This window comes from Streptomyces sp. B21-083 (assembly GCF_036898825.1).
Lineage (GTDB): Bacteria > Actinomycetota > Actinomycetes > Streptomycetales > Streptomycetaceae > Streptomyces.
In genome coordinates, this window is record NZ_JARUND010000001.1 from 3,442,683 (window position 1) to 3,462,044 (window position 19,362).

At 69.6% G+C, this 19,362-nt stretch carries 16 protein-coding genes and 1 pseudogene; 10 read left to right on the forward strand and 7 right to left on the reverse strand.

Features of this window, described 5'->3' with window-relative positions:
• Positions 1-77: 77 nt before the first annotated feature.
• Positions 78-608 (reverse strand): DUF4245 domain-containing protein, encoded by a 531-nt coding sequence (locus QA861_RS15360; protein ID WP_334588888.1) that lies wholly within the window; start codon positions 606-608, stop codon positions 78-80.
• A 128-nt stretch (positions 609-736) separates the two neighbouring features.
• Between QA861_RS15360 and glpX the strand changes: the two genes are divergently transcribed.
• Positions 737-1,771, forward strand: a complete 1,035-nt coding sequence (gene glpX, locus QA861_RS15365) for a class II fructose-bisphosphatase (protein ID WP_319092222.1) — start codon at positions 737-739, stop codon at positions 1,769-1,771.
• A 225-nt stretch (positions 1,772-1,996) separates the two neighbouring features.
• Here the strand turns inward: glpX and QA861_RS15370 are convergent, their stop codons facing one another.
• On the reverse strand, positions 1,997-2,368 hold the full coding sequence (locus tag QA861_RS15370) for a WhiB family transcriptional regulator (RefSeq protein WP_334588889.1): 372 nt from the start codon (positions 2,366-2,368) through the stop codon (positions 1,997-1,999).
• Positions 2,369-2,655: 287 nt separating this feature from the next.
• Complete coding sequence (locus tag QA861_RS15375) at positions 2,656-3,375, reverse strand: DUF1707 SHOCT-like domain-containing protein (RefSeq protein ID WP_334588890.1); 720 nt, start codon at positions 3,373-3,375, stop codon at positions 2,656-2,658.
• 210 nt (positions 3,376-3,585) lie between these two features.
• On the opposite strand from QA861_RS15375, the gene QA861_RS15380 reads away from it, so the two are divergent.
• The 4 genes from QA861_RS15380 (at position 3,586) to QA861_RS15395 (ending at position 10,649) form a co-directional block, all read left to right on the forward strand.
• Positions 3,586-5,268: a fumarate hydratase gene (locus QA861_RS15380; protein ID WP_334588891.1), complete on the forward strand. Its 1,683-nt coding sequence runs from the start codon at positions 3,586-3,588 to the stop codon at positions 5,266-5,268.
• A 570-nt stretch (positions 5,269-5,838) separates the two neighbouring features.
• Entirely contained in the window at positions 5,839-7,257 is a 1,419-nt protein-coding gene (locus QA861_RS15385; RefSeq protein WP_334588892.1) for a class II fumarate hydratase, read from the forward strand.
• Between the two features lie 73 nt (positions 7,258-7,330).
• Positions 7,331-8,023 (forward strand): cytidylyl-2-hydroxypropylphosphonate hydrolase, encoded by a 693-nt coding sequence (gene fomD / locus QA861_RS15390; RefSeq protein WP_334588893.1) that lies wholly within the window; start codon positions 7,331-7,333, stop codon positions 8,021-8,023.
• A gap of 565 nt (positions 8,024-8,588) precedes the next feature.
• Positions 8,589-10,649 (forward strand): SpoIIE family protein phosphatase, encoded by a 2,061-nt coding sequence (locus QA861_RS15395; protein WP_443041557.1) that lies wholly within the window; start codon positions 8,589-8,591, stop codon positions 10,647-10,649.
• A gap of 59 nt (positions 10,650-10,708) precedes the next feature.
• Here the strand turns inward: QA861_RS15395 and QA861_RS15400 are convergent, their stop codons facing one another.
• Positions 10,709-13,123, reverse strand: a complete 2,415-nt coding sequence (locus QA861_RS15400) for a transglycosylase domain-containing protein (protein ID WP_334588895.1) — start codon at positions 13,121-13,123, stop codon at positions 10,709-10,711.
• 282 nt (positions 13,124-13,405) lie between these two features.
• Here QA861_RS15400 and QA861_RS15405 point away from each other — a divergent pair, with 282 nt between their 5' ends.
• From QA861_RS15405 to QA861_RS15425, 5 genes are all read left to right on the forward strand, one after another.
• Positions 13,406-14,353 (forward strand): SPFH domain-containing protein, encoded by a 948-nt coding sequence (locus tag QA861_RS15405; protein ID WP_334588896.1) that lies wholly within the window; start codon positions 13,406-13,408, stop codon positions 14,351-14,353.
• Entirely contained in the window at positions 14,350-14,628 is a 279-nt protein-coding gene (locus tag QA861_RS15410) for a type II toxin-antitoxin system antitoxin (RefSeq protein ID WP_334588897.1), read from the forward strand. Before QA861_RS15405 ends, QA861_RS15410 begins: the two co-directional genes overlap by 4 nt.
• Before the next feature lie 189 nt (positions 14,629-14,817).
• Complete coding sequence (locus QA861_RS15415) at positions 14,818-15,345, forward strand: PadR family transcriptional regulator (RefSeq protein ID WP_334588898.1); 528 nt, start codon at positions 14,818-14,820, stop codon at positions 15,343-15,345.
• Entirely contained in the window at positions 15,342-16,031 is a 690-nt protein-coding gene (locus QA861_RS15420; protein ID WP_334588899.1) for an ABC transporter ATP-binding protein, read from the forward strand. The genes QA861_RS15415 and QA861_RS15420 overlap by 4 nt, the downstream gene beginning before the upstream one ends.
• A 65-nt stretch (positions 16,032-16,096) precedes the next feature.
• Positions 16,097-18,394 carry an ABC transporter permease gene (locus QA861_RS15425; protein ID WP_334588900.1) on the forward strand — a complete coding sequence of 766 codons (2,298 nt, stop codon included), beginning with the start codon at positions 16,097-16,099 and terminating at the stop codon, positions 18,392-18,394.
• Positions 18,395-18,499: 105 nt separating this feature from the next.
• On the opposite strand, the pseudogene QA861_RS15430 reads toward QA861_RS15425, so the two are convergent.
• From QA861_RS15430 to QA861_RS15440, 3 genes and pseudogenes are all read right to left on the reverse strand, one after another.
• A pseudogene (locus tag QA861_RS15430) lies at positions 18,500-18,761 on the reverse strand (hypothetical protein); the annotation flags it as partial.
• The gene (locus tag QA861_RS15435) at positions 18,713-19,033 is read right to left on the reverse strand and encodes a hypothetical protein (RefSeq protein ID WP_334588901.1); all 321 of its coding nucleotides are present in this window, start codon (positions 19,031-19,033) and stop codon (positions 18,713-18,715) included. The gene QA861_RS15435 and the pseudogene QA861_RS15430, both read right to left, overlap by 49 nt.
• 184 nt (positions 19,034-19,217) lie before the next feature.
• Positions 19,218-19,343: a hypothetical protein gene (locus QA861_RS15440; RefSeq protein WP_443041485.1), complete on the reverse strand. Its 126-nt coding sequence runs from the start codon at positions 19,341-19,343 to the stop codon at positions 19,218-19,220.
• Positions 19,344-19,362 lie beyond the last annotated feature (19 nt).

Consider the following 19,362-nt stretch of genomic DNA (forward strand, 5'->3'; position numbering starts at 1 on the left):
CCCGGCTCGATCGAGCCGGGGGCCTCAGTCATGAGTCGTGCCCATCCGGATTCCTACGTCGTCTTCAAAGCCGATTCCTACGTCGTCTTCAGGGCCTGGGCCATCTTCGTCAGGCGGTCGAAGGGCGCCGTGCCCGCCACCACCGTGGTGGAACCCTTCTCGCGCAGCACCAGCGCGTCGTACTTCTCGCCCTCGTACCGCGTCCACGTCGCGTCACCGATGCGCTGGGTGACCTTCGTCTCCCGGGCCTTCTGGGTGGCTTCGTCGATGAAGACGGCCGGCTTCTGAGCGGACTGCTCCACCGCCACGTACTCACCCTCGGAGTCGTGGAAACCCAGGTGCCACGCGTCGAAGTTGTCGCCGGAGAAACGCACCGACGTCGCCTTCCAGTCGGCCGGCAGGCCCTGGGGCGCGGCCACCGGGTAGCTCGCCGCGCGGCGAGCCGTCAGCAACTCGACGCGGTAGTCGACCCTTTTGACGTCGGGAGTGGAGTCGTCGTGCGGGACGAAGACATAGATCACTCCCGCCGCGAGACTGATGAGGCCCAGGGAAAGAATCATGTCCCGGGCCGACTTCTGCTTGCCGTTCCTACCGTTCGAACCTGCCACGCCCCCTATCGTCGCAGGTGCACCCGCCCGCTCATCCGTGGGGCCCCCTGCTCATTTTGTCTGCCTGGCGATAGAGTCGGGACCCACACCCTCATCCGGCCGTCGCCGTATCAGAAAGGTGCGTCTCGATGACCGAGCATCATCATCTGCCGTCCGAACTCGAAGTCCCCTCCGAGGCTCCCGACCGCAACCTCGCCCTGGAACTCGTCCGGGTGACCGAGGCCGCCGCGATGGCCGCGGGCCGCTGGGTCGGCCGCGGTGACAAGAACGGCGCCGATGGTGCCGCGGTACGCGCCATGCGGACCCTCGTCTCGACCGTCTCGATGAACGGCGTCGTCGTCATCGGAGAGGGCGAGAAGGACGAGGCGCCCATGCTGTTCAACGGAGAGCAGGTCGGCGACGGGACCGGGCCCGAGTGCGACATCGCCGTCGACCCGATCGACGGTACGACCCTGACCGCCAACGGCATGACGAACGCCATCGCGGTCCTCGCGGCGGCCGACCGCGGGTCGATGTTCGACCCGTCCGCCGTGTTCTACATGGACAAGCTGGTCACCGGGCCGGACGCCGCCGACTTCGTCGACATCAACGCGCCCGTGTCCGTGAACATCCGCCGGGTCGCCAAGGCCAAGCGGGTCACGCCCGAGGACGTCACCGTCGTCATCCTCGACCGGCCGCGCCACGTCGGCATCATCAAGGAGATCCGGGAGACCGGCGCTCGTATGAAGCTGATCTCCGACGGCGATGTCGCCGGTTCGATCCTCGCCCTGCGCGAGGGCACCGGCGTCGATCTGCTGCTGGGCATCGGCGGCACGCCCGAGGGCATCATCTCGGCCTGCGCCGTGAAGTGCCTCGGCGGCACCATCCAGGGCAAGCTGTGGCCGAAGGACGACCAGGAGCGGCAGCGGGCGGTGGACGCGGGGCACGACCTCGACCGCGTGCTGACGACCGACGACCTGGTCTCCGGCGAGAACGTGTTCTTCGTCGCCACCGGGATCACCGACGGCGAGTTGCTGCGCGGGGTTCGTTATCGGTCGGAGACGGCGACGACGGAGTCGATCGTGATGCGGTCGAAGTCGGGGACGGTGCGGCAGATCTCGTCCGAGCATCGGCTCAGCAAGCTGCGGGCGTACAGCGCGATCGACTTCGACCGCGCCAAGTAGGGCCTGCGGCCGGCTGTAAGTTCGTTCGGGCCACGGGCCACGGGCGACCCCGGGTCGGTGGGGGCGGTCGCACGGTTCCCCGCGCCCCTACCTAAGGGGCGCCCCCGTGGACGACCCCAGCAGGCTCGCGCCGGATTCTCGTGCCGCGGAGGCCATGCAGAAGCAGGGGGTGCCTCTGTGCGGAGGGGCGCCCCCTGTTTCGCTGACCGGCGTGGCCGAGGCTGGTCAGCCCGCTGCGGCTATGGGGCCGCGGGCGGCCTTGTTGAGTTCTATTTCGCGGCGTCGGCGCCTGGCCAGGACCACGCGGCGTTCGGCGGCGGTGAGGCCGCCCCAGACGCCGTACGGCTCGGGTTGCAGCAGCGCGTGTTCTCGGCACTCGACCATGACCGGACAGCCACCGCACACCCGCTTGGCCGCCTGCTCCCGGGACAGCCGGGCCGCGGTCGGTTCCTTGGACGGTGCGAAGAAGAGACCCGCCTCGTCGCGCCGGCACACCGCCTCGGTGTGCCACGGGGCGTCCTGGTCCCTCTCTCGCACTGGCACCCGCTGGGGCGGAACGGCAGCGACCTGCAGGGACGAATGCGGCGGTTGCAGCACGGTCTACTCCTGACGACGGCTTCTTCGCGAGCTGGAGGGAGCCGTGGGGCCCACGTGGGCCGGGGCGACGGGTCCGGAGCGTCCGGGGCGTGCGATCGCAAGGCGCGCGCGTGCCGGGCGTACCGGGTTCCGCGTGAAGCCCACGGCACCCTCCAAGAGACGATGCAGCAAGCCCTACCCGCTGTGCGCGCGCCTATGCACTGAGTTCCCGACCGCTGAGGCTCCAGGGCCTGCCGAGGCGTCGCGACCTGACCGAATCCCTTCGGGTGCGACCGAATTCACCACCGTCAATGACCCAGGTGTTTGCGCAAACCCCTGTCGACCTTGCGGGAGACGTGGTCGAGGATGTTCTCGATCATCTTGCCCCGCTTGGGTTTCGCCTCGACGTTGCCGAGTATGGCCAGACCGTCCACGTAGACCACGGGTGCGTCGGGATCACCCGAATCCAGCGTGCTCACCTCGAAGTTGCCGAGCACACCGCCGCCCGTGCCGCGCAACGAGACGTTCTCCGGGACGCGGATCTCGACGCTCCCGAAGACCGAGATCGCCTTGATCACCACCTGCTGGTACTCGAACATCGCCTCGCTGAGGTCGATCTCGACGCTGCCGAAGATCGCGTACGCGTGCATACGGCGGCCCGCGCGCCAGCGGCCCTTGCGGACGGCGCTGCTGAAGACCGCCACCACGTTGTCGTCCGGGTCGAGCGGGATCGCGCCCGGGGTGGGGTGGTTGGGGGCGGGGGTGTATCCCCACCCGGCGGCGGCCCTGGGTGCGTGGGACTGGTGGGATGGGTGGGGCTGGTGGCCGGCGGGGAGGTCCCGGACGAAGACCTCCAGTTCGCCGACCGTCTTGGCGCTCAGGACGCCCTCGACGCGCTCGGCGTGCTCGTCGGGCGTGAGGCGGCCCTCGGCCAGCGCCTCGCGCAGCAGGTCCGCGATGCGGTCACGGTCGGCGTCCGACGCGCGGAGTTCGCCGACGCGCGGTTCGGTGTGCTTCTGAAGGTCCACGGGAGCAGCGTACCCAAACGCGATAGATCGCGACTAGGGGTGTGGAGGGACGGACGGAGTGGACTCGCGGAGCCGACGACGGCGGGCAAACTCGTTCGAGCCACCTCCCTCTCAACTGAGTCTTACCTAACAAGCTGTTCTCTGCCGGCAGGTCATACGCTGGTGGGCGCCCGCCGATGAAGGCAGGCCGCTGTCTTCGTCGAGTGAGGAATGGGCGAGATGCCTGAGTTCGCGTACACCGATCTGCTCCCCATGGGAGAGGACACCACCCCGTACCGGCTGGTGACCTCCGAGGGTGTCTCCACCTTCGAGGCCGACGGGCGGACGTTCCTCAAGGTCGAGCCGGAGGCGCTGCGCAAGCTCGCCTCGGAGGCCATCCACGACATCCAGCACTATCTGCGGCCGGCCCACCTGGCGCAGCTGCGGCGGATCATCGACGACCCCGAGGCGTCGAACAACGACAAGTTCGTGGCGCTGGACCTGCTGAAGAACGCCAACATCGCGGCGGCCGGCGTGCTCCCCATGTGCCAGGACACCGGTACGGCGATCGTCATGGGCAAGCGCGGGCAGAACGTCCTCACGACGGGTGGGGACGAGGCGGCCCTGTCCCAGGGCATCTACGACGCCTATCTGAACCTGAACCTGCGCTACTCGCAGATGGCTCCGCTCACCATGTGGGAGGAGAAGAACACCGGCTCCAACCTGCCGGCCCAGATAGAGCTGTACGCCACCGACGGCGGCGCCTACAAGTTCCTCTTCATGGCCAAGGGCGGCGGCTCGGCCAACAAGTCGTTCCTCTACCAGGAGACGAAGGCCGTCCTGAACGAGGCCTCCATGATGAAGTTCCTGGAGGAGAAGATCCGTTCGCTGGGTACGGCCGCCTGTCCGCCGTACCACCTGGCGATCGTGGTGGGCGGCACGAGCGCCGAGTACGCGCTAAAGACCGCCAAGTACGCCTCCGCGCACTACCTGGACGAGATTCCCGCCGAGGGTTCGCCGCTCGGTCACGGCTTCCGGGACAAGGAGCTGGAGGAGAAGGTCTTCGAGCTGACGCAGCGGATCGGGATCGGGGCGCAGTTCGGCGGCAAGTACTTCTGCCACGACGTGCGGGTGGTGCGGCTGCCGAGGCACGGTGCCTCGTGTCCCGTCGCCATCGCCGTGTCCTGCTCGGCCGACCGGCAGGCCGTCGCGAAGATCACGGCCGAGGGTGTCTTCCTTGAGCAGTTGGAGACCGACCCGGCGCGGTTCCTGCCGGAGACGACGGACGAGCATCTCGACGAGGCGTCGGACGTGGTCAGGATCGACCTCAACCAGCCGATGGACGACATCCTCGCCGAGCTGAGCAAGTACCCCGTGAAGACGCGGTTGTCGCTCTCCGGGCCGCTGGTCGTGGCGCGTGACATCGCGCACGCCAAGATCAAGGAGCGGCTGGACGCGGGTGAGGAGATGCCGCAGTACCTGAAGGACCACCCGGTGTACTACGCCGGGCCGGCGAAGACGCCCGAGGGGTACGCGTCGGGGTCGTTCGGGCCGACCACCGCCGGGCGCATGGACTCCTACGTCGAGCAGTTCCAGGCGGCGGGCGGGTCCAAGGTGATGCTGGCGAAGGGGAACCGGTCGGCGCAGGTCACCGACGCGTGTGACGCGCACGGTGGGTTCTATCTCGGGTCGATCGGGGGGCCTGCCGCGCGGCTGGCCCAGGACTGCATCAAGAAGGTCGAGGTCGTCGAGTACGAGGAACTCGGGATGGAGGCGGTGTGGAAGATCGAGGTGGAGGACTTCCCGGCGTTCATCGTGGTCGACGACAAGGGCAACGACTTCTTCAAGGATCCGGCGCCGGCGCCTACGTTCACGAGTATTCCGGTGCGGGGGCCGGGGCTGGGGTTGGTGTAGTCGGGGTGGGGGTGTGGGGTGAGTGAGGTGGGCGTCGGGGTGTTTCGCCCCCGCCGCCCCTACCCGTCCCATCCCCAGGGGCTCCGCCCCTTCGACCCCGCCAGGGGCTGTGCCCCTGGACCCCCTTCGGCCTGAACGGCCTCGTCCTCAAACGCCGGACGGGCTGGGAAGCGGAGCGGGTGGGCGGGCGGGAAACGCGACCTGCGCGGCACCGGCCGCGCTGCTCCGGCGCCGGAGCAGCCGGGCGGGCGACCTGGGCCGCGGAAGCGGCGGGGGCGGGTGGGTGGGAAAGAGGGCCCGCGTGTCCCGACCCCGGCTGCAGAAGGCAAGGGCGGGTGGGTGGGAAAAGAAGGCCCGCGTGTCCCCACCCCGGCTGCAGAAACGGCGAGGGCGGGTGGGTGGGAAAGAAGGCCCACGTACCCCGACCCCGGCTGCAGAAGGCAAGGGCGGCTGGGTGGGGAAAGAAGGCCCGTGTGTCCAGGCCCGAGGTGGAGGAGCCGTCGCGCTTGTGCTCGGCTTCGGGGGAATACGTCCTTCCAGACCCGCGCTGTCCCTTCCGGAGGTACGACGATGACTACGCCCGACCAGCATCCGCATCAGCATCCGCAGGAGTTCCGGACCGAGCATGACTCCATGGGGGAGGTCCGTGTCCCCGTTCATGCCAAGTGGCGGGCCCAGACTCAGCGTGCCGTCGAGAACTTCCCTGTCTCCGGGCAACGTATCGAGCGTGCCCATATCGAGGCGCTCGCGCGGATCAAGGGTGCCGCCGCGAAGGTCAACGCGCGGCTCGGTGTGGTCGACACGGACATCGCCGACGCCATTCAGGAGGCCGCGGACGAGGTCGCCGGGGGCCGTTGGGACGAGCACTTTCCCGTCGACGTGTTCCAGACCGGCTCCGGTACCTCGTCCAACATGAACGCCAACGAGGTCATCGCGAGCCTCGCCAGTGAGCGGCTCGGCAGGGACGTACACCCCAATGACCACGTCAACGCCTCGCAGTCGTCCAACGACGTGTTCCCCTCCTCCATCCACATCGCCGCCACCGCCGCCGTCACCCGCGAGCTGATCCCCGCCCTCGAACACCTCGCCGACGCCCTCACGCGCAAGTCCGAGGAGTTCGCCGACGTCGTGAAGTCGGGGCGTACGCATCTCATGGATGCCACACCCGTGACACTCGGACAGGAGTTCGGCGGGTACGCGGCCCAGGTGCGGTACGGCGTGGAGCGGCTGCGCGCCTCGCTCCCCCGGCTCGCCGAACTGCCCCTCGGTGGCACGGCCGTCGGCACCGGGATCAACACGCCTCCCGGGTTCTCCGCCGCCGTGATCGAGGAAGTCGCCCGCACCACCGGGTTGCCCCTGACCGAGGCTCGCGATCACTTCGAGGCACAGGGGGCCCGGGACGGGATCGTCGAGACCAGTGGGCAGTTGCGGACCGTGGCTGTCTCGCTCACCAAGATCGCCAACGATCTGCGGTGGATGGCCTCCGGACCGCGCACCGGGCTCGCCGAGATCAGCCTGCCCGATCTCCAGCCGGGGTCGTCCATCATGCCCGGCAAGGTCAATCCCGTGATCCCCGAGGCCGTACTGATGGTCTCCGCGCAGGTCATCGGCAACGACCTCACCGTCACCACCGCCGGTGCCGCCGGGAACTTCGAGCTCAATGTCATGCTGCCCGTGATCGCGAAGAACGTTCTCGAGTCCGTACGGCTGCTCGCCAACGTCTCGCGGCTGCTCGCCGACCGGACCGTCGACGGGATCGTCGCCCACCGGGAACGGGCACGCGAGTACGCCGAGTCCTCGCCGTCCGTCGTCACGCCGCTCAACAAGTACATCGGGTACGAGGAAGCGGCCAAGGTGGCCAAGAAGTCGCTCGCCGAGAAGAAGACGATTCGCCAAGTCGTCCTGGAAGGTGGGTATGTGGAGCGTGGTGATCTCTCCGTCGAGCAGCTCGACAGCGCGCTGGATGTCCTGCGGATGACGCGCCCGTAACGTCATCCGGCCACTGGCGTGAACCGTGACACGCACTGCGGCGTCGTATGCCTGTGGCACCTAATATCTCTTCATGGCAGACGACGGAGCGTTGAGACGAGTGGAAGCGGGCGGATCAGCGGCGTACTGGTCCCCCGGGAGTCAGATCCTGTGGCGGTACCGTGAGAACTCCGGGGACCGCTTCCACATCGTGCGTCCCGTCACCGTCGTGCGGGACGACTCCGAGCTGCTCGCGGTGTGGATGGCGCCGGGCACCGAGTGCGTCAAGCCTGTGCTGGCGGACGGTACGCCCGTGCATGTGGAGCCGCTGGAGTCGCGGTACACCAAGCCCAGGACCGTACAGCGCGACCGCTGGTTCGGCACCGGGGTGCTGAAGCTGGCGCGGCCCGGTGAGCCGTGGTCGGTGTGGCTTTTCTGGGAGCCGGGCTGGCAGTTCAAGAACTGGTACGTGAACCTGGAGGAGCCGCTTGCCCGTTGGGCCGGCGGCGTCGACTCCGAGGACCATTTTCTCGACATCACCGTGAATCCCGACCGCACTTGGGAGTGGCGCGACGAGGACGAGTTCGCGCAGGCCCAGCAGGCCGGACTGATGGACGCCCAACTCGCCGAAAGGGTACGGAAAGCGGGGCGTCGTGCGGTGGAGGTCATCCAGGCCTGGGGGGCGCCGTTCGCGGATGGCTGGCAGCACTGGCGCCCGGATCCGTCCTGGGCTGTACCGTCACTGCCGGAGGACTGGGACCGTACGCCCGCGCACATGTCGTCATGAGACCCTTGATGCGCCCCCGGTACGCAACCGTAGGATCGTCCTCCGCAAGGGCGCACAACCGTAACTCCCGGAACATGCGCTGAGCCTGACCATACGTCACCGAGGGGCGGCAGGACGTGAGCGAGGGGTACGAGGGCAACACCGGTCAGGGCCGACCAGGGCTCGCCGGTGCATCAGGAACAACCTCTGACCACGCCGGTTTTCCGTTCCTGGGGCACGTATTCCGGGTATCGGGAAGTCGGCGGGACCAACTGCGTGTACAACGCGCAGCCCCGGACGGATGGATTCGACACGCGTGACGGAGCAACCCACCTCGCACGAGCGCCGTCGGCCGGGCACCGGCCGGCCGGACATCCCCGCGGATACCCGCGGGGCGCTGCTGCGTTCCCCGGAGGCGGCGGCTGTGCCGCTGCCGAAGCAGACGACAGGGCAGAAAGGCGCCGCCGGTGGACCGGAGGCCGCCGCCTGCCCCGGGACAGGCTCCGAGAGCCCCGAGACCGTCGGCGGCGCCGGTACGACCGCGCACGACGCGGGAACAGCGGGAACAGAGGCGGGAACAGGCGCGATGGCATCCAGCTCGAGTACGGGAACCGGTACGTCAGGCTCCACGGGGCCCAACCCCGCCGGTCCCCCGGCCACCCCCGGGCCGGAGCACTCGCAGTCCGACCAGCCGTCCTCGACCGAACCCGACGCGCACCGCCCGCGTCCGGCGCCGGACAGCATCCCGGTCCAGCCGGGCGCCGAGACGGGCCGCCCGGGCACGGAGAACCACGCGACGGAGCAGCACGCCACGGAGACCCACCCGAGCCCGAACGGCCCCGACGAGGGCGCCGGCGCCGACCCGGCCGCGAGCGATCTCGCGGGCAGGGAGCGGCGTTCCGGGCAGGGCAACGCGGCCGGCACTCCCCTGCCGATGCGGCGGGACGGCGACCGGCTGCGGTTCGTCGGCGCCGCCACCCGGCGGATCGCCCGGGGCATCGACCTCGACGAGATCGTGATGGGGCTGTGCCGGGCCACCGTGCCGACGTTCTCCGACACGATCCTGGTCTATCTGCGCGACCCGCTGCCCGTCGGCGACGAGCGGCCCACCGGCCCGCTGGTGCTGCGGCTGCGCCGTACCGACCGGCTGCCGCAGGAGCGGGACACCGAGAACGGCTTCCTGGCCACCTCCGCCGTCCCGCAGCCGCTGCCCGAGCTGTCCCCGGTCAGCGCCGAACTGTGCGAGGTGCGTCCCGGCGGCGCGCTCGCCGAGGTGCTGCGCGGTGTCCGGCCCGTCTTCGCGGACGCGCCCGCCGCCCGCGCCGCCCTGCCCGAACTCCTCGGCGAGGGCTGCGATCTGGAGGTCCCGGACGGCCAGCGCGCGATCCTCGCTCCGCTGCGCGGCCGGCGACGCGTCATCGGAGCCGCGCTCTTCCTGCGCCGGCCGGAGCGGATCCCCTTCGAGACGGACGATCTGCTGGTCGCCGCCCAGCTCGCCACCCACAGCGCCCTCGGCATCGACAAGGCGGTGCTGTACGGCCGCGAGGCCTACATCGCCGACGAGCTGCAGCGCACGATGCTGCCGGAGACCCTGCCGCGCCCGACCGGCGTACGGCTCGCGTCCCGTTATCTCCCGGCCGCGGAGACGGCCCGCGTCGGCGGTGACTGGTACGACGCCATCCCGCTGCCGGGCAGCCGGGTCGCGCTCGTCGTCGGTGACGTCATGGGGCACTCCATGACCAGCGCGGCCATCATGGGCCAGCTGCGGACGACGGCGCAGACCCTCGCCGGGCTCGACCTGCCCCCGCAGGAGGTCCTGCACCACCTCGACGAGCAGGCCCAGCGGCTCGGTACGGACCGCATGGCGACCTGCCTCTACGCGGTGTACGACCCGGTGTCGCACCGGATCACCATCGCCAACGCCGGCCATCCGCCGCCCGTCCTGCTGCACCTGGGCGGCCGGGCCGAGGTGCTCAAGGTGCCGTCCGGCGCGCCCATCGGGGTCGGCGGTGTCGACTTCGAGGCCGTGGAACTGGACGCGCCCGCCGGTGCCACCCTGTTCCTCTACACGGACGGGCTCGTCGAGTCCCGGCTGCGGGACGTCTGGACCGGCATAGAGCAGCTGCGCGAGAAGCTCGCCGCGACCGCCCAGCTGACCGGGCCGGACCATCCGCCGCCCCTCGAAGCGCTGTGCGACGAGGTGCTCGACATGCTCGGCCCGGGTGACCGGGACGACGACATCGCGCTGCTCGCCGCCCGCTTCGACGGCATCGCGCCGAGCGACGTCGCGTACTGGTACCTGGACCCGGAGGACGCGGCGCCCGGCCGGGCCCGTCGGCTCGCCCGGCGCGCGCTGTCCCGCTGGGGTCTGGAGGAGATGACGGACTCGGTGGAGCTGCTGGTCAGCGAGGTCGTGACCAACGCGGTGCGCTACGCGTCCCGGCCGATCACCCTCCGGCTGCTGCGGACCGACGTACTGCGCTGCGAGGTCGGCGACGACGTGCCGCAGCTGCCACGGCTGCGGCAGGCACGGGCCACGGACGAGGGTGGGCGGGGACTGTATCTCGTCAACCGGCTGGCCCGGCGCTGGGGTGCGACCCGGCTGAGCACGGGGAAGGTGGTCTGGTTCGAGCTGGGCCGGACCTGAGCCGACGCTGAACCGTGAGGGCACCCCGCGTATGCGGGGTGCCCTCACGTCGTGCACGGCTACTGCCCGCCGCCCCCGGGCGGATCAGGGATGACGCCGCCGCCGTCGTCGGGCGTCGGAGTCGGGGTCGGCGTCGGGGTCGGCGTGGGAGTGGGGGTCGGCGTGGGAGTCGGGGTCGGCGTCGGGGTCGGCGTCGGGGTCGGGGTGGGAGTCGGCGTCGGGGTCGGCGACGGCGACTCCGAGGTGGTGTCGGACGGGGTCGGGGTGGGCGTCGGCGTCGGCGTCGGTTTCACGGCCGCTCCGAACGAGGTGTCCAGGTCGAACTTGGTCACCTTGCCCATCGTGCCGAACGTGTACGTCGCCCAGATCTTCGCCGGGTAGCCACCGCCGTTGATCCGGCCGCCGCCCGCGGTGATGAGACCCGTGGCGCCCTTGAGGGAGACCTGTCGTTTGGCCTTCGTGTCCTCGCCGAACAGGCCGACCGAGGTGACCAGACCGGGCGTGTAGCCGGTGAACCAGGCCGACTTGTTCTCGTCGGACGTACCCGTCTTGCCTGCCACCTGCTGGCCCTTGCGGTTCTCCGCCTGGGCCACCGACGCCCGGGCCGTACCGTCGTCGACCACGCCTGTGAGCACCGACGTGACCGCGTCGGCGGCCTCGGGGGTGATGATCTGCTCGCCGAGCGGCGAAGGCATCTCGACCGTACGGTCCTTGTGTTCGGCCGACTTCACGATGGCCGGGGTGACCTTGCGGCCATGGTTGTCGAGGGTGGCGTAGACGCCGGCCATCTCCAGTGGGCTCGCGCCCATCGTGCCGAGGGTCTGTGCGGGCACCGCCTGCAACCCGGTGGTGTCCAGGCCGAGTTCGTCCGCGACCTTCATGACCTCGGACATCCCGACGTCGACGCCCATCTGCGCGAACACCGAGTTGATCGACTTGTTCATCGCGGTCTGGACGGTGACGTCGCCGTAGTCCGCGTCGTCCTCGTTCGGCGGGCCGAAGCCGACCTTCTTGCCGTCGGAGACGACCTGCCGGCCGCTCGTGCCGTCGTAGATCGTGTTCGGGTTGATCACGTCGCCGTCCTGCGTACGCGCCTGCTCCTCCATGGCCGCCGCGAGGATGATCGGCTTGAAGGTGGACGCGGGCTGGTAGTCGCGCCGGGTCGCGTTGCTGATGTAGTGCTTGAAGTAGTCGGTGCCGCCGTACAGCGCGAGCACCCGACCGGTCTTCGGGTCGACGGACGCGGCACCGGCCTGGACCATGCCGTCGACCTTGCGCTTCTTCGCGTCGAGCTTGCTGGTGAGCTGGCTCTTGACGGCCTGCTCCAGCGCGGTCTGCTTCTTCCGGTCGACGTTGAGCGTGATCGTCCAACCGCCCTTGTCGACCAGCGCGTTGGCGCTGTTGGTGTCGTCGGCCGTGCCCTGGGCGACGAGTTGCCTGGCCAGCTCGGCCCTGGCCGCGTCGACGAGGTATCCGGTCTGGCCCTCCAGGCCCGGGGCGCCCTTCGGGTCCTTCGGGTACGGGAACTTCATGGCGTCGCGCTCGGTCTTGTCGAGCCAGCCCTCGCCGACCATGTTGTCGAGTACGTAGTTCCAGCGGGCCGTCACGAGCTTCTTGCCGGTGTCGGTGGCGGCCGACCAGTCGTACTGGCTCGGCGCCTGGAGCAGCGCGGCGAGGTACGCGCCCTGCGCGACGCTGAGGTCCTTGGCGTCGACACGGTAGTAGGCCTGCGCGGCGGCCTGGATGCCGTAGGAGTCGCGGCCGTAGTAGTTGGTGTTGATGTATCCCGCGAGGATGTAGTCCTTGGTCCTCTTCTGGTCCACCTTCAGCGAGATGACCAGTTCCTTCAGCTTGCGCGTGATGGTCTGGTCCTGCTCCAGGTAGTAGTTCTTGACGTACTGCTGGGTGATCGTCGAACCACCCTGCTTGCCCTTGCCGGAGAGCGTGTTGATCAGACCGCGGGCGGTGCCCTTGAAGTCGACGCCGGCGTCCTTGTAGAAGGACTTGTTCTCGGCGGCGACGAAGGTCAGCTGGACCTTCTTGGGCACCTCGTCCAGGTCCACGATCTCGCGGTTGACCGTGCCGGTGCGGGCGAGGACTGCGCCGTCGCTGTACTTGTAGACGTTGCTCTGCTTCTCCGCGGCGGCGTTGCCGGCGGGCACGTCGATCATCAGGTACATCACGACGAAGGCACCCATGCCGAGCAGCAGGAAGCCGAAGAACGCGCCGAGGATCTTCTTCCAGGTGAAGAGCCGACGTAGGAAACTCTTACCTTCTTTGCCGTTCTTGGCGGTCTTGCCGCGCGCCGCCGCCCTGCTTGCCGCCCTGCCCGGAGCCAAGGTCGCGGTCGCGGTCCCGCCCTCGGTACCGGTCTCCGCTCCGGTCTCGGTCGAGGCATCCCTGGAGGAGCTCTTGGGCGCCGCGCGGCGGCCACCGCGATGCTGCCGCGCTCGTCTCTCGTCCGCTCGTCCCATGGGTCGCTTCGCTCCGCTTCCTTCTTCGCACAGGTTCATGGCTCAGGTCAGCTCAGAAAACTAACACCGGCGGATAAGACGACGAGCTTTCGAGGCCCCCTTTTCCGGACGTGACAATCAGCACCCGCCCCACTGGAACCGACTACCGGGGGGTGCGGAAGGTTGCCGCAGCCGCTAAAGTGCTATCACTTAGCTAGAACGCTGCTAGGTCGTCGGCGGCCAGTACTACTCGGCCACGACAGAGACGACACAGACGACAGGCACGAAACGGGGGCACCGTCCATGACCACACACGGCTCCACTCCGACCGCCGATCCCGCGGTCGATCTGCCCGACATGCCCGATCCGCAGGTCCGGGAGTTCCCGGCGCGCAGCATCGGCGGCGGCGCCGCTCTGCTGCTGGGGCTGCTCGGACTCGTACTCGGCGTCGGCATGATCGTCGGCGCGACAGCCGTCTCCGGCGGCGGAGCCAAGGCGGCCATGATCATCCCCGGAGTCCTGATCAGCCTCTCCGCCTTCATCGCGATGTGCGGCCTGAACATGGTCGCGCCGGGCGAGGCCCGGGTGGTCCAGCTCTTCGGGCGGTACCGGGGGACGATCCGGCAGGACGGGCTGCGCTGGGTGAACCCGCTCACCTCGCGCTCGAAGATCTCGACGCGGGTACGCAACCACGAGACCGCCGTCCTCAAGGTGAACGACGCCTACGGCAACCCGATCGAACTCGCGGCCGTCGTGGTCTGGAAGGTCAAGGACACCGCGCAGGCCAGCTTCGAGGTCGACGACTTCCTGGAGTTCGTGGCCACGCAGACCGAGGCGGCCGTCCGGCACATCGCCATCGAGTACCCGTACGACGCCCATGACGAGGGCGGGCTCTCGCTGCGCGGCAACGCCGAGGAGATCACCGAGAAGCTGGCCGTCGAGCTGCACGCGCGCGTGCAGGCGGCCGGTGTCCAGATCATCGAGTCCCGCTTCACCCACCTCGCGTACGCTCCCGAGATCGCCTCGGCGATGCTCCAGCGGCAGCAGGCGGGGGCGGTCGTCGCGGCGCGGCGGCTGATCGTCGACGGCGCGGTGGGGATGGTCGAGGCCGCGCTCGCCCGGATCGCCGAGCAGGACATCGTGGAGCTGGACTCGGAACGGAAGGCGGCGATGGTGTCGAACCTCCTGGTGGTGCTGTGCGGCGACCGCGCGGCCCAGCCGGTCGTGAACACGGGGTCCTTGTACCAGTGAGTGATCCCTCCGCGGGTTCGGCCGCCGAGAACCCCGAACGCGCCGAGCGCCGGCCGCGGCAGCAGCGCAAGCAGGTGCTGCTGCGGCTGGACCCCGCCGTGTACGACGCACTGGCCCGCTGGGCGGGGGACGAGCTGCGCTCGGCCAACGCGCAGATCGAGTTTCTGTTGCGGCGGGCTCTGGCGGAGGCGGGGAGGTTGCCCGGGGAGACGGGTCCCATCCCGCGTCGTGGGCGGCCACCTGGGGGCTCCGTCCCCAGACCCCCGTCGGCCTGAAGGGCCTCGTCCTCAAACTCCCCCAGAGGGGGACCCCCAACGGGCTGGACGTGCCCGTCCGGCAGCCCGGTGACAGAACCGTGACAACCGGCTCCCACCTGCGCACCCATCGCCCGCAGTCAGCCATCACCATGATCTATACACGGCGGGTATACACACCACGTATACCCCGTGCGTATAGTCCTCCCCATGTCCATCGGTCACACCCTTCTAGGACTCCTGGAGTCCGGCCCCCGACACGGCTACGACCTGAAGCGGGCCTTCGACGAGAAGTTCGGTCACGATCGCCCGCTGCACTACGGGCAGGTCTACTCGACGATGTCCCGGCTGCTGAAGCACGGGCTCGTCGAGGTCGACGGCATCGAGGCCGGCGACGGTCCCGAGCGGAAGCGGTACGCGATCACCGACTCCGGGATCACCGACGTACAGCGGTGGCTCGCGACACCCGAGAAGCCCGAGCCGTATCTGCAGTCGACCCTCTACACGAAGGTCGTCCTCGCGCTGCTCACCCACCGCGACGCCGGTGACATCCTCGACACGCAGCGCGCCGAGCATCTGCGGATGATGCGCATGCTGACCGAACGCAAGCGCAAGGGCGACCTCGCGGACCAGCTCATCTGCGACCACGCCCTGTTCCACCTCGAAGCCGATCTGCGCTGGCTGGAACTGACCTCCGCGCGCCTCGACAAACTCGCTCTGGTGGTGACGACCCGATGACTCCTCCTCCCGGTTCCCTGCTCGTCGCGACCGACCTGCGCAAGGCCTACGGTCCGACCAACGCGCTCGACGGCGCCGAGTTCTCGATCCACCCCGGCGAGGTCGTCGCCGTGATGGGCCCGTCCGGGTCCGGCAAGTCGACCCTGCTGCACTGTCTCGCCGGGATCGTCCCGCCCGACTCCGGCTCGATCACGTACAACGGGCGGGAGATGGCCGGGATGAGCGACGGCCAGCGCAGTCAGCTGCGGCGCACCGAGTTCGGGTTCGTGTTCCAGTTCGGGCAGCTCGTGCCGGAACTCACCTGCGTCGAGAACGTGGCCCTCCCGCTCCGCCTGAACGGCACCTCCCGCAAGGAGGCCGAGCGGACCGCGCTGTCCTGGATGGAACGGCTGGAGGTCGACGACCTCAAGGGCAAGCGGCCCGGCGAGGTGTCCGGCGGCCAGGGTCAACGGGTGGCCGTGGCACGGTCGTTGGTCACCAGCCCCCGGGTGCTGTTCGCCGACGAGCCCACCGGCGCCCTCGACTCGCTCAACGGCGAGCGAGTGATGGAGCTGCTCACCGAGGCGGCCCGGTCGACCAACGCGGCCGTCGTGCTCGTCACGCACGAGGCACGGGTGGCCGCCTACTCGGACCGCGAGATCGTCGTACGGGACGGGAAGTCGCGGGACATGGAGCGCGTCGTATGAATCTGCGATGGGGGCACCTCCCGCGCGAGCGAAGCCGAGCGTGGGGGAGGTTCAGGGACCTGGGCATGGGGGTCCGGTTCGCCTTCACGGGCGGGCGCGAGGGCTGGGGACGGGTCCTGCTGACGGCCGTCGGGGTCGGGCTGGGGGTGGCGTTGCTGCTGCTGACGACCGCCATCCCCAGCGCGCTGGCGGCCCGGGGCGAGCGCAACGACGCCCGCAAGGACGTCATGTTCGTCGACAAGCAGATGCCGAAGGCCGACAACACACTGATCGCCGCCGTAGTCGACACGACCTTCCGTACGGACGACATACGCGGCCGGGAGCTGGAACCCGAAGGGCTACGAGCGCCCTTGCCGCCGGGGGTCGACAGGCTCCCCGCGGTCGGGGAGATGATCGTCTCGCCCGCTCTCGAACGGCTGCTGACGTCCGACGACGGCAAGCTGCTGCGGAAGCGGCTGCCGGACCGGATCATCGGCACCATAGGCGAAACCGGACTCGTCGGCCCCGCCGAACTCTCCTTCTACCGAGGGGGCGAGGGGCTCGAACACCATTTCAACGGTGGTGTGGTGGCGCGGATAGACCGGTTCGGGGATCCGCATCCGACGTCCGAGGGGATGGATCCCGTCCTGATCCTGCTCACCCTCGTCGTCTTCATCGTGCTGCTGATGCCGGTCGGTGTCTTCATCGCCACGGCCGTACGGTTCGGCGGTGAGCGGCGCGACCGGCGGCTGGCCGCGCTGCGGCTGGTCGGGGCCGACGGCATGATGGCCCGGCGGATCGCCGCGGGCGAGGCGTTCGCCGGCGCCGCGGTCGGGCTCGTCTTCGGCACCGTCTTCTTCCTGATCGGCCGCCAGGCCGCGGGTTACGTCGAGCTCCTCGACGTGAGCGTGTTCCCCAGCGATCTGAATCCGGCGCCCGCGCTGGCCGTCCTGGTCGGGGTCGTCGTGCCGGTGGCCGCCGTGCTGGTCACCCTGTTCGCGCTGCGCGGTGTGGTGATCGAACCGCTCGGTGTGGTGCGTACGGCCCGGCCCCCGCGCCGCCGGCTGTGGTGGCGGCTGCTGATGCCGCTGGGCGGGGTCGCGGCGCTCGCCCCGATGATCGGGCAGGGCAACGACTCCGGGCAGTTCAACGACCTTCTCGTCATCGCCGGTGTCTCGCTGCTGCTCACCGGGGTGACCGCGCTGCTGCCCTGGGTCGTCGAGGCGGCGGTCGCCCGGCTCGGCTCCGGCGGGGTCGCCTGGCAACTGGCTGTCCGACGGCTTCAGTTGAGCAGCGGTACGGCCGCCCGCATGGTGAACGGCATCGCGGTTGCGGTGGCCGGGGCGATCGCGCTGCAGATGTTCTTCTACGGGGTCGCCGGCGGCTACACGACCGCGTCGAAGCAGGATGTCGACCGGGCCCAGATGGAGGTCGGCGTTCCCGACGACGTCCCGCTCCTCCCGGCGGGCCGACAGCTCGCGAGGACCGAGGGCGTCCAGAAGGTCACCGTGCTGTCCTACGGTTCGGTGGGCGAGAAGGCCAAGTCCCCCAAGAAGTACGCCGAGGTGACCATCGGCGACTGCGCGGCGCTGCGTGAGGTGGGCGCGATCCCCTCGTGCCGGGACGGCGACGTCTTCACCGTGCGGGGTGTCGAGTACGACCATGACACATCCCTGCTGGTCAAGCCGGGCCGGAAACTGTGGGTCAGCCCGAGCTATTCGCAGAGCGAGAAACCGGCGGTCGCCTGGACGGTGCCGGCGAGCCTCCGGCAGGTCGAGCCGCGCGAGGACCCGTCCGGGGTCGAGCGCGGTGGCGTCCTCGTCACACCGGGCGCCCTGCCCAAGGAGGTCGTGGCGCAGGCCGCCGGACGCATCTTCGTCGCCCTCGATCCCGGCGTGGCGGACGCCCGCGACCTGGTCCGCAACACGGCGGCGCGGATCGATCCCCTCTCGGATCCCGCGACCTACGCGGCCACCAACCGCTCCAAGCAGTTCAACTCGATCCGCACCGGTCTGTTCGTCGGCTCCGCCTGCGTCCTGCTGCTGATCGGGGTGAGCCTGCTGGTCTCCCAGCTGGAGCAGCTGCGCGAGCGCCGGAAGCTGCTGTCGTCCCTGGTCGCCTTCGGCACCCGGCGTCGCACGCTGAGTCTGTCGGTGCTGTGGCAGACGGCCATCCCGATCGGGCTGGGTCTGGTGCTGTCGTCGGGGGTGGGGCTGGCGCTGGGCGTCGTCCTGCTGAAGATGACGAACTCGTCGGTCCACGTCGACTGGGCGGCCGTACTGGCGATGACCGGCATCGGCGCGGGCGTCGTGCTGCTGGTGACGGTGCTGAGTCTGCCGCCGCTGCTGCGGATGATGCGGCCGGACGGCCTGCGGACGGAGTAGCGGAATAGCTCCACGCGCGCCTGCCCATCGCACGGGCCCCTCCCCCGGACCTCGGTTTCCGGGGGAGGGGCCCGTGCGCGGTCTGACGGTCCGCTCGGCGGATGTTCAGAGGCTGTACTCCTTGACCACCCGCCGCACCTGGGCGATAGACCATGCCGACGTTGACCGCCTTGCGGCAGACGACCACGGCGACGACGTCCTGCTGCTCGTTCAGCCGCACGAACAGGTGAGTGAGGTTTTCGCTGTTGACGAGGATCTCCTGGAAGAAGTGCTGGTCGCTCTGGGTGCCCCGCCGTTCCTTGAACACGTCCTCGATCATCACGACCGTACGGCCCTGGAACAGGTCGAGGGTCGCGCCCGCGGCCAGCGCGCTCCCACGGCCTCCCGCACCAGCTCGGCCCACTCCTCGCCACTGATCCGGCGGGAGCGCAGGAGCAACGCCTCAGGGCCCGGGGCGCCGGGGCTCTCGGCGCCGACGACCAGTCCGCGCCGGAAGTGGAAGGCCCCGCCGGGGCTGCCGGCCGCGCGCAGTGCCCCGGTGTACTCCTCCTGACCGCACTCGGCGAGGGCGTCGAGCAGCAGGCCGTAGCCGACGCGGCCGAGGGAATCCGGGGAGACGGAATCGCGGATGACCGACATCACTCCCCTTGGCCTTGCTCACCGGCATTTCGCACATACGCCTGACGCGTAGCACTGAGGGGGTATGTGTATCAGTCCGGGCGCATATTCAGACCGGGGTCTCCTTACCTGACGGAAGTTGAGATCTCTCGCCGTTCGACGGGCTTTGTTCGACGCTCATTTGATCGAACGGTCACCTGTTTTCTCACCCACCACCCGTACGGGCGTACTCCGCGTCCCGCACGGCGCCCGCGCGCGTCGCGAGGCCGATCCGGCGGGTCGGGGCCGGGGCGGCGAAGTGGCCGGTGCGGAGCTGGTCGTGGATCGACATGGCAGAGTGTGGGGATTCG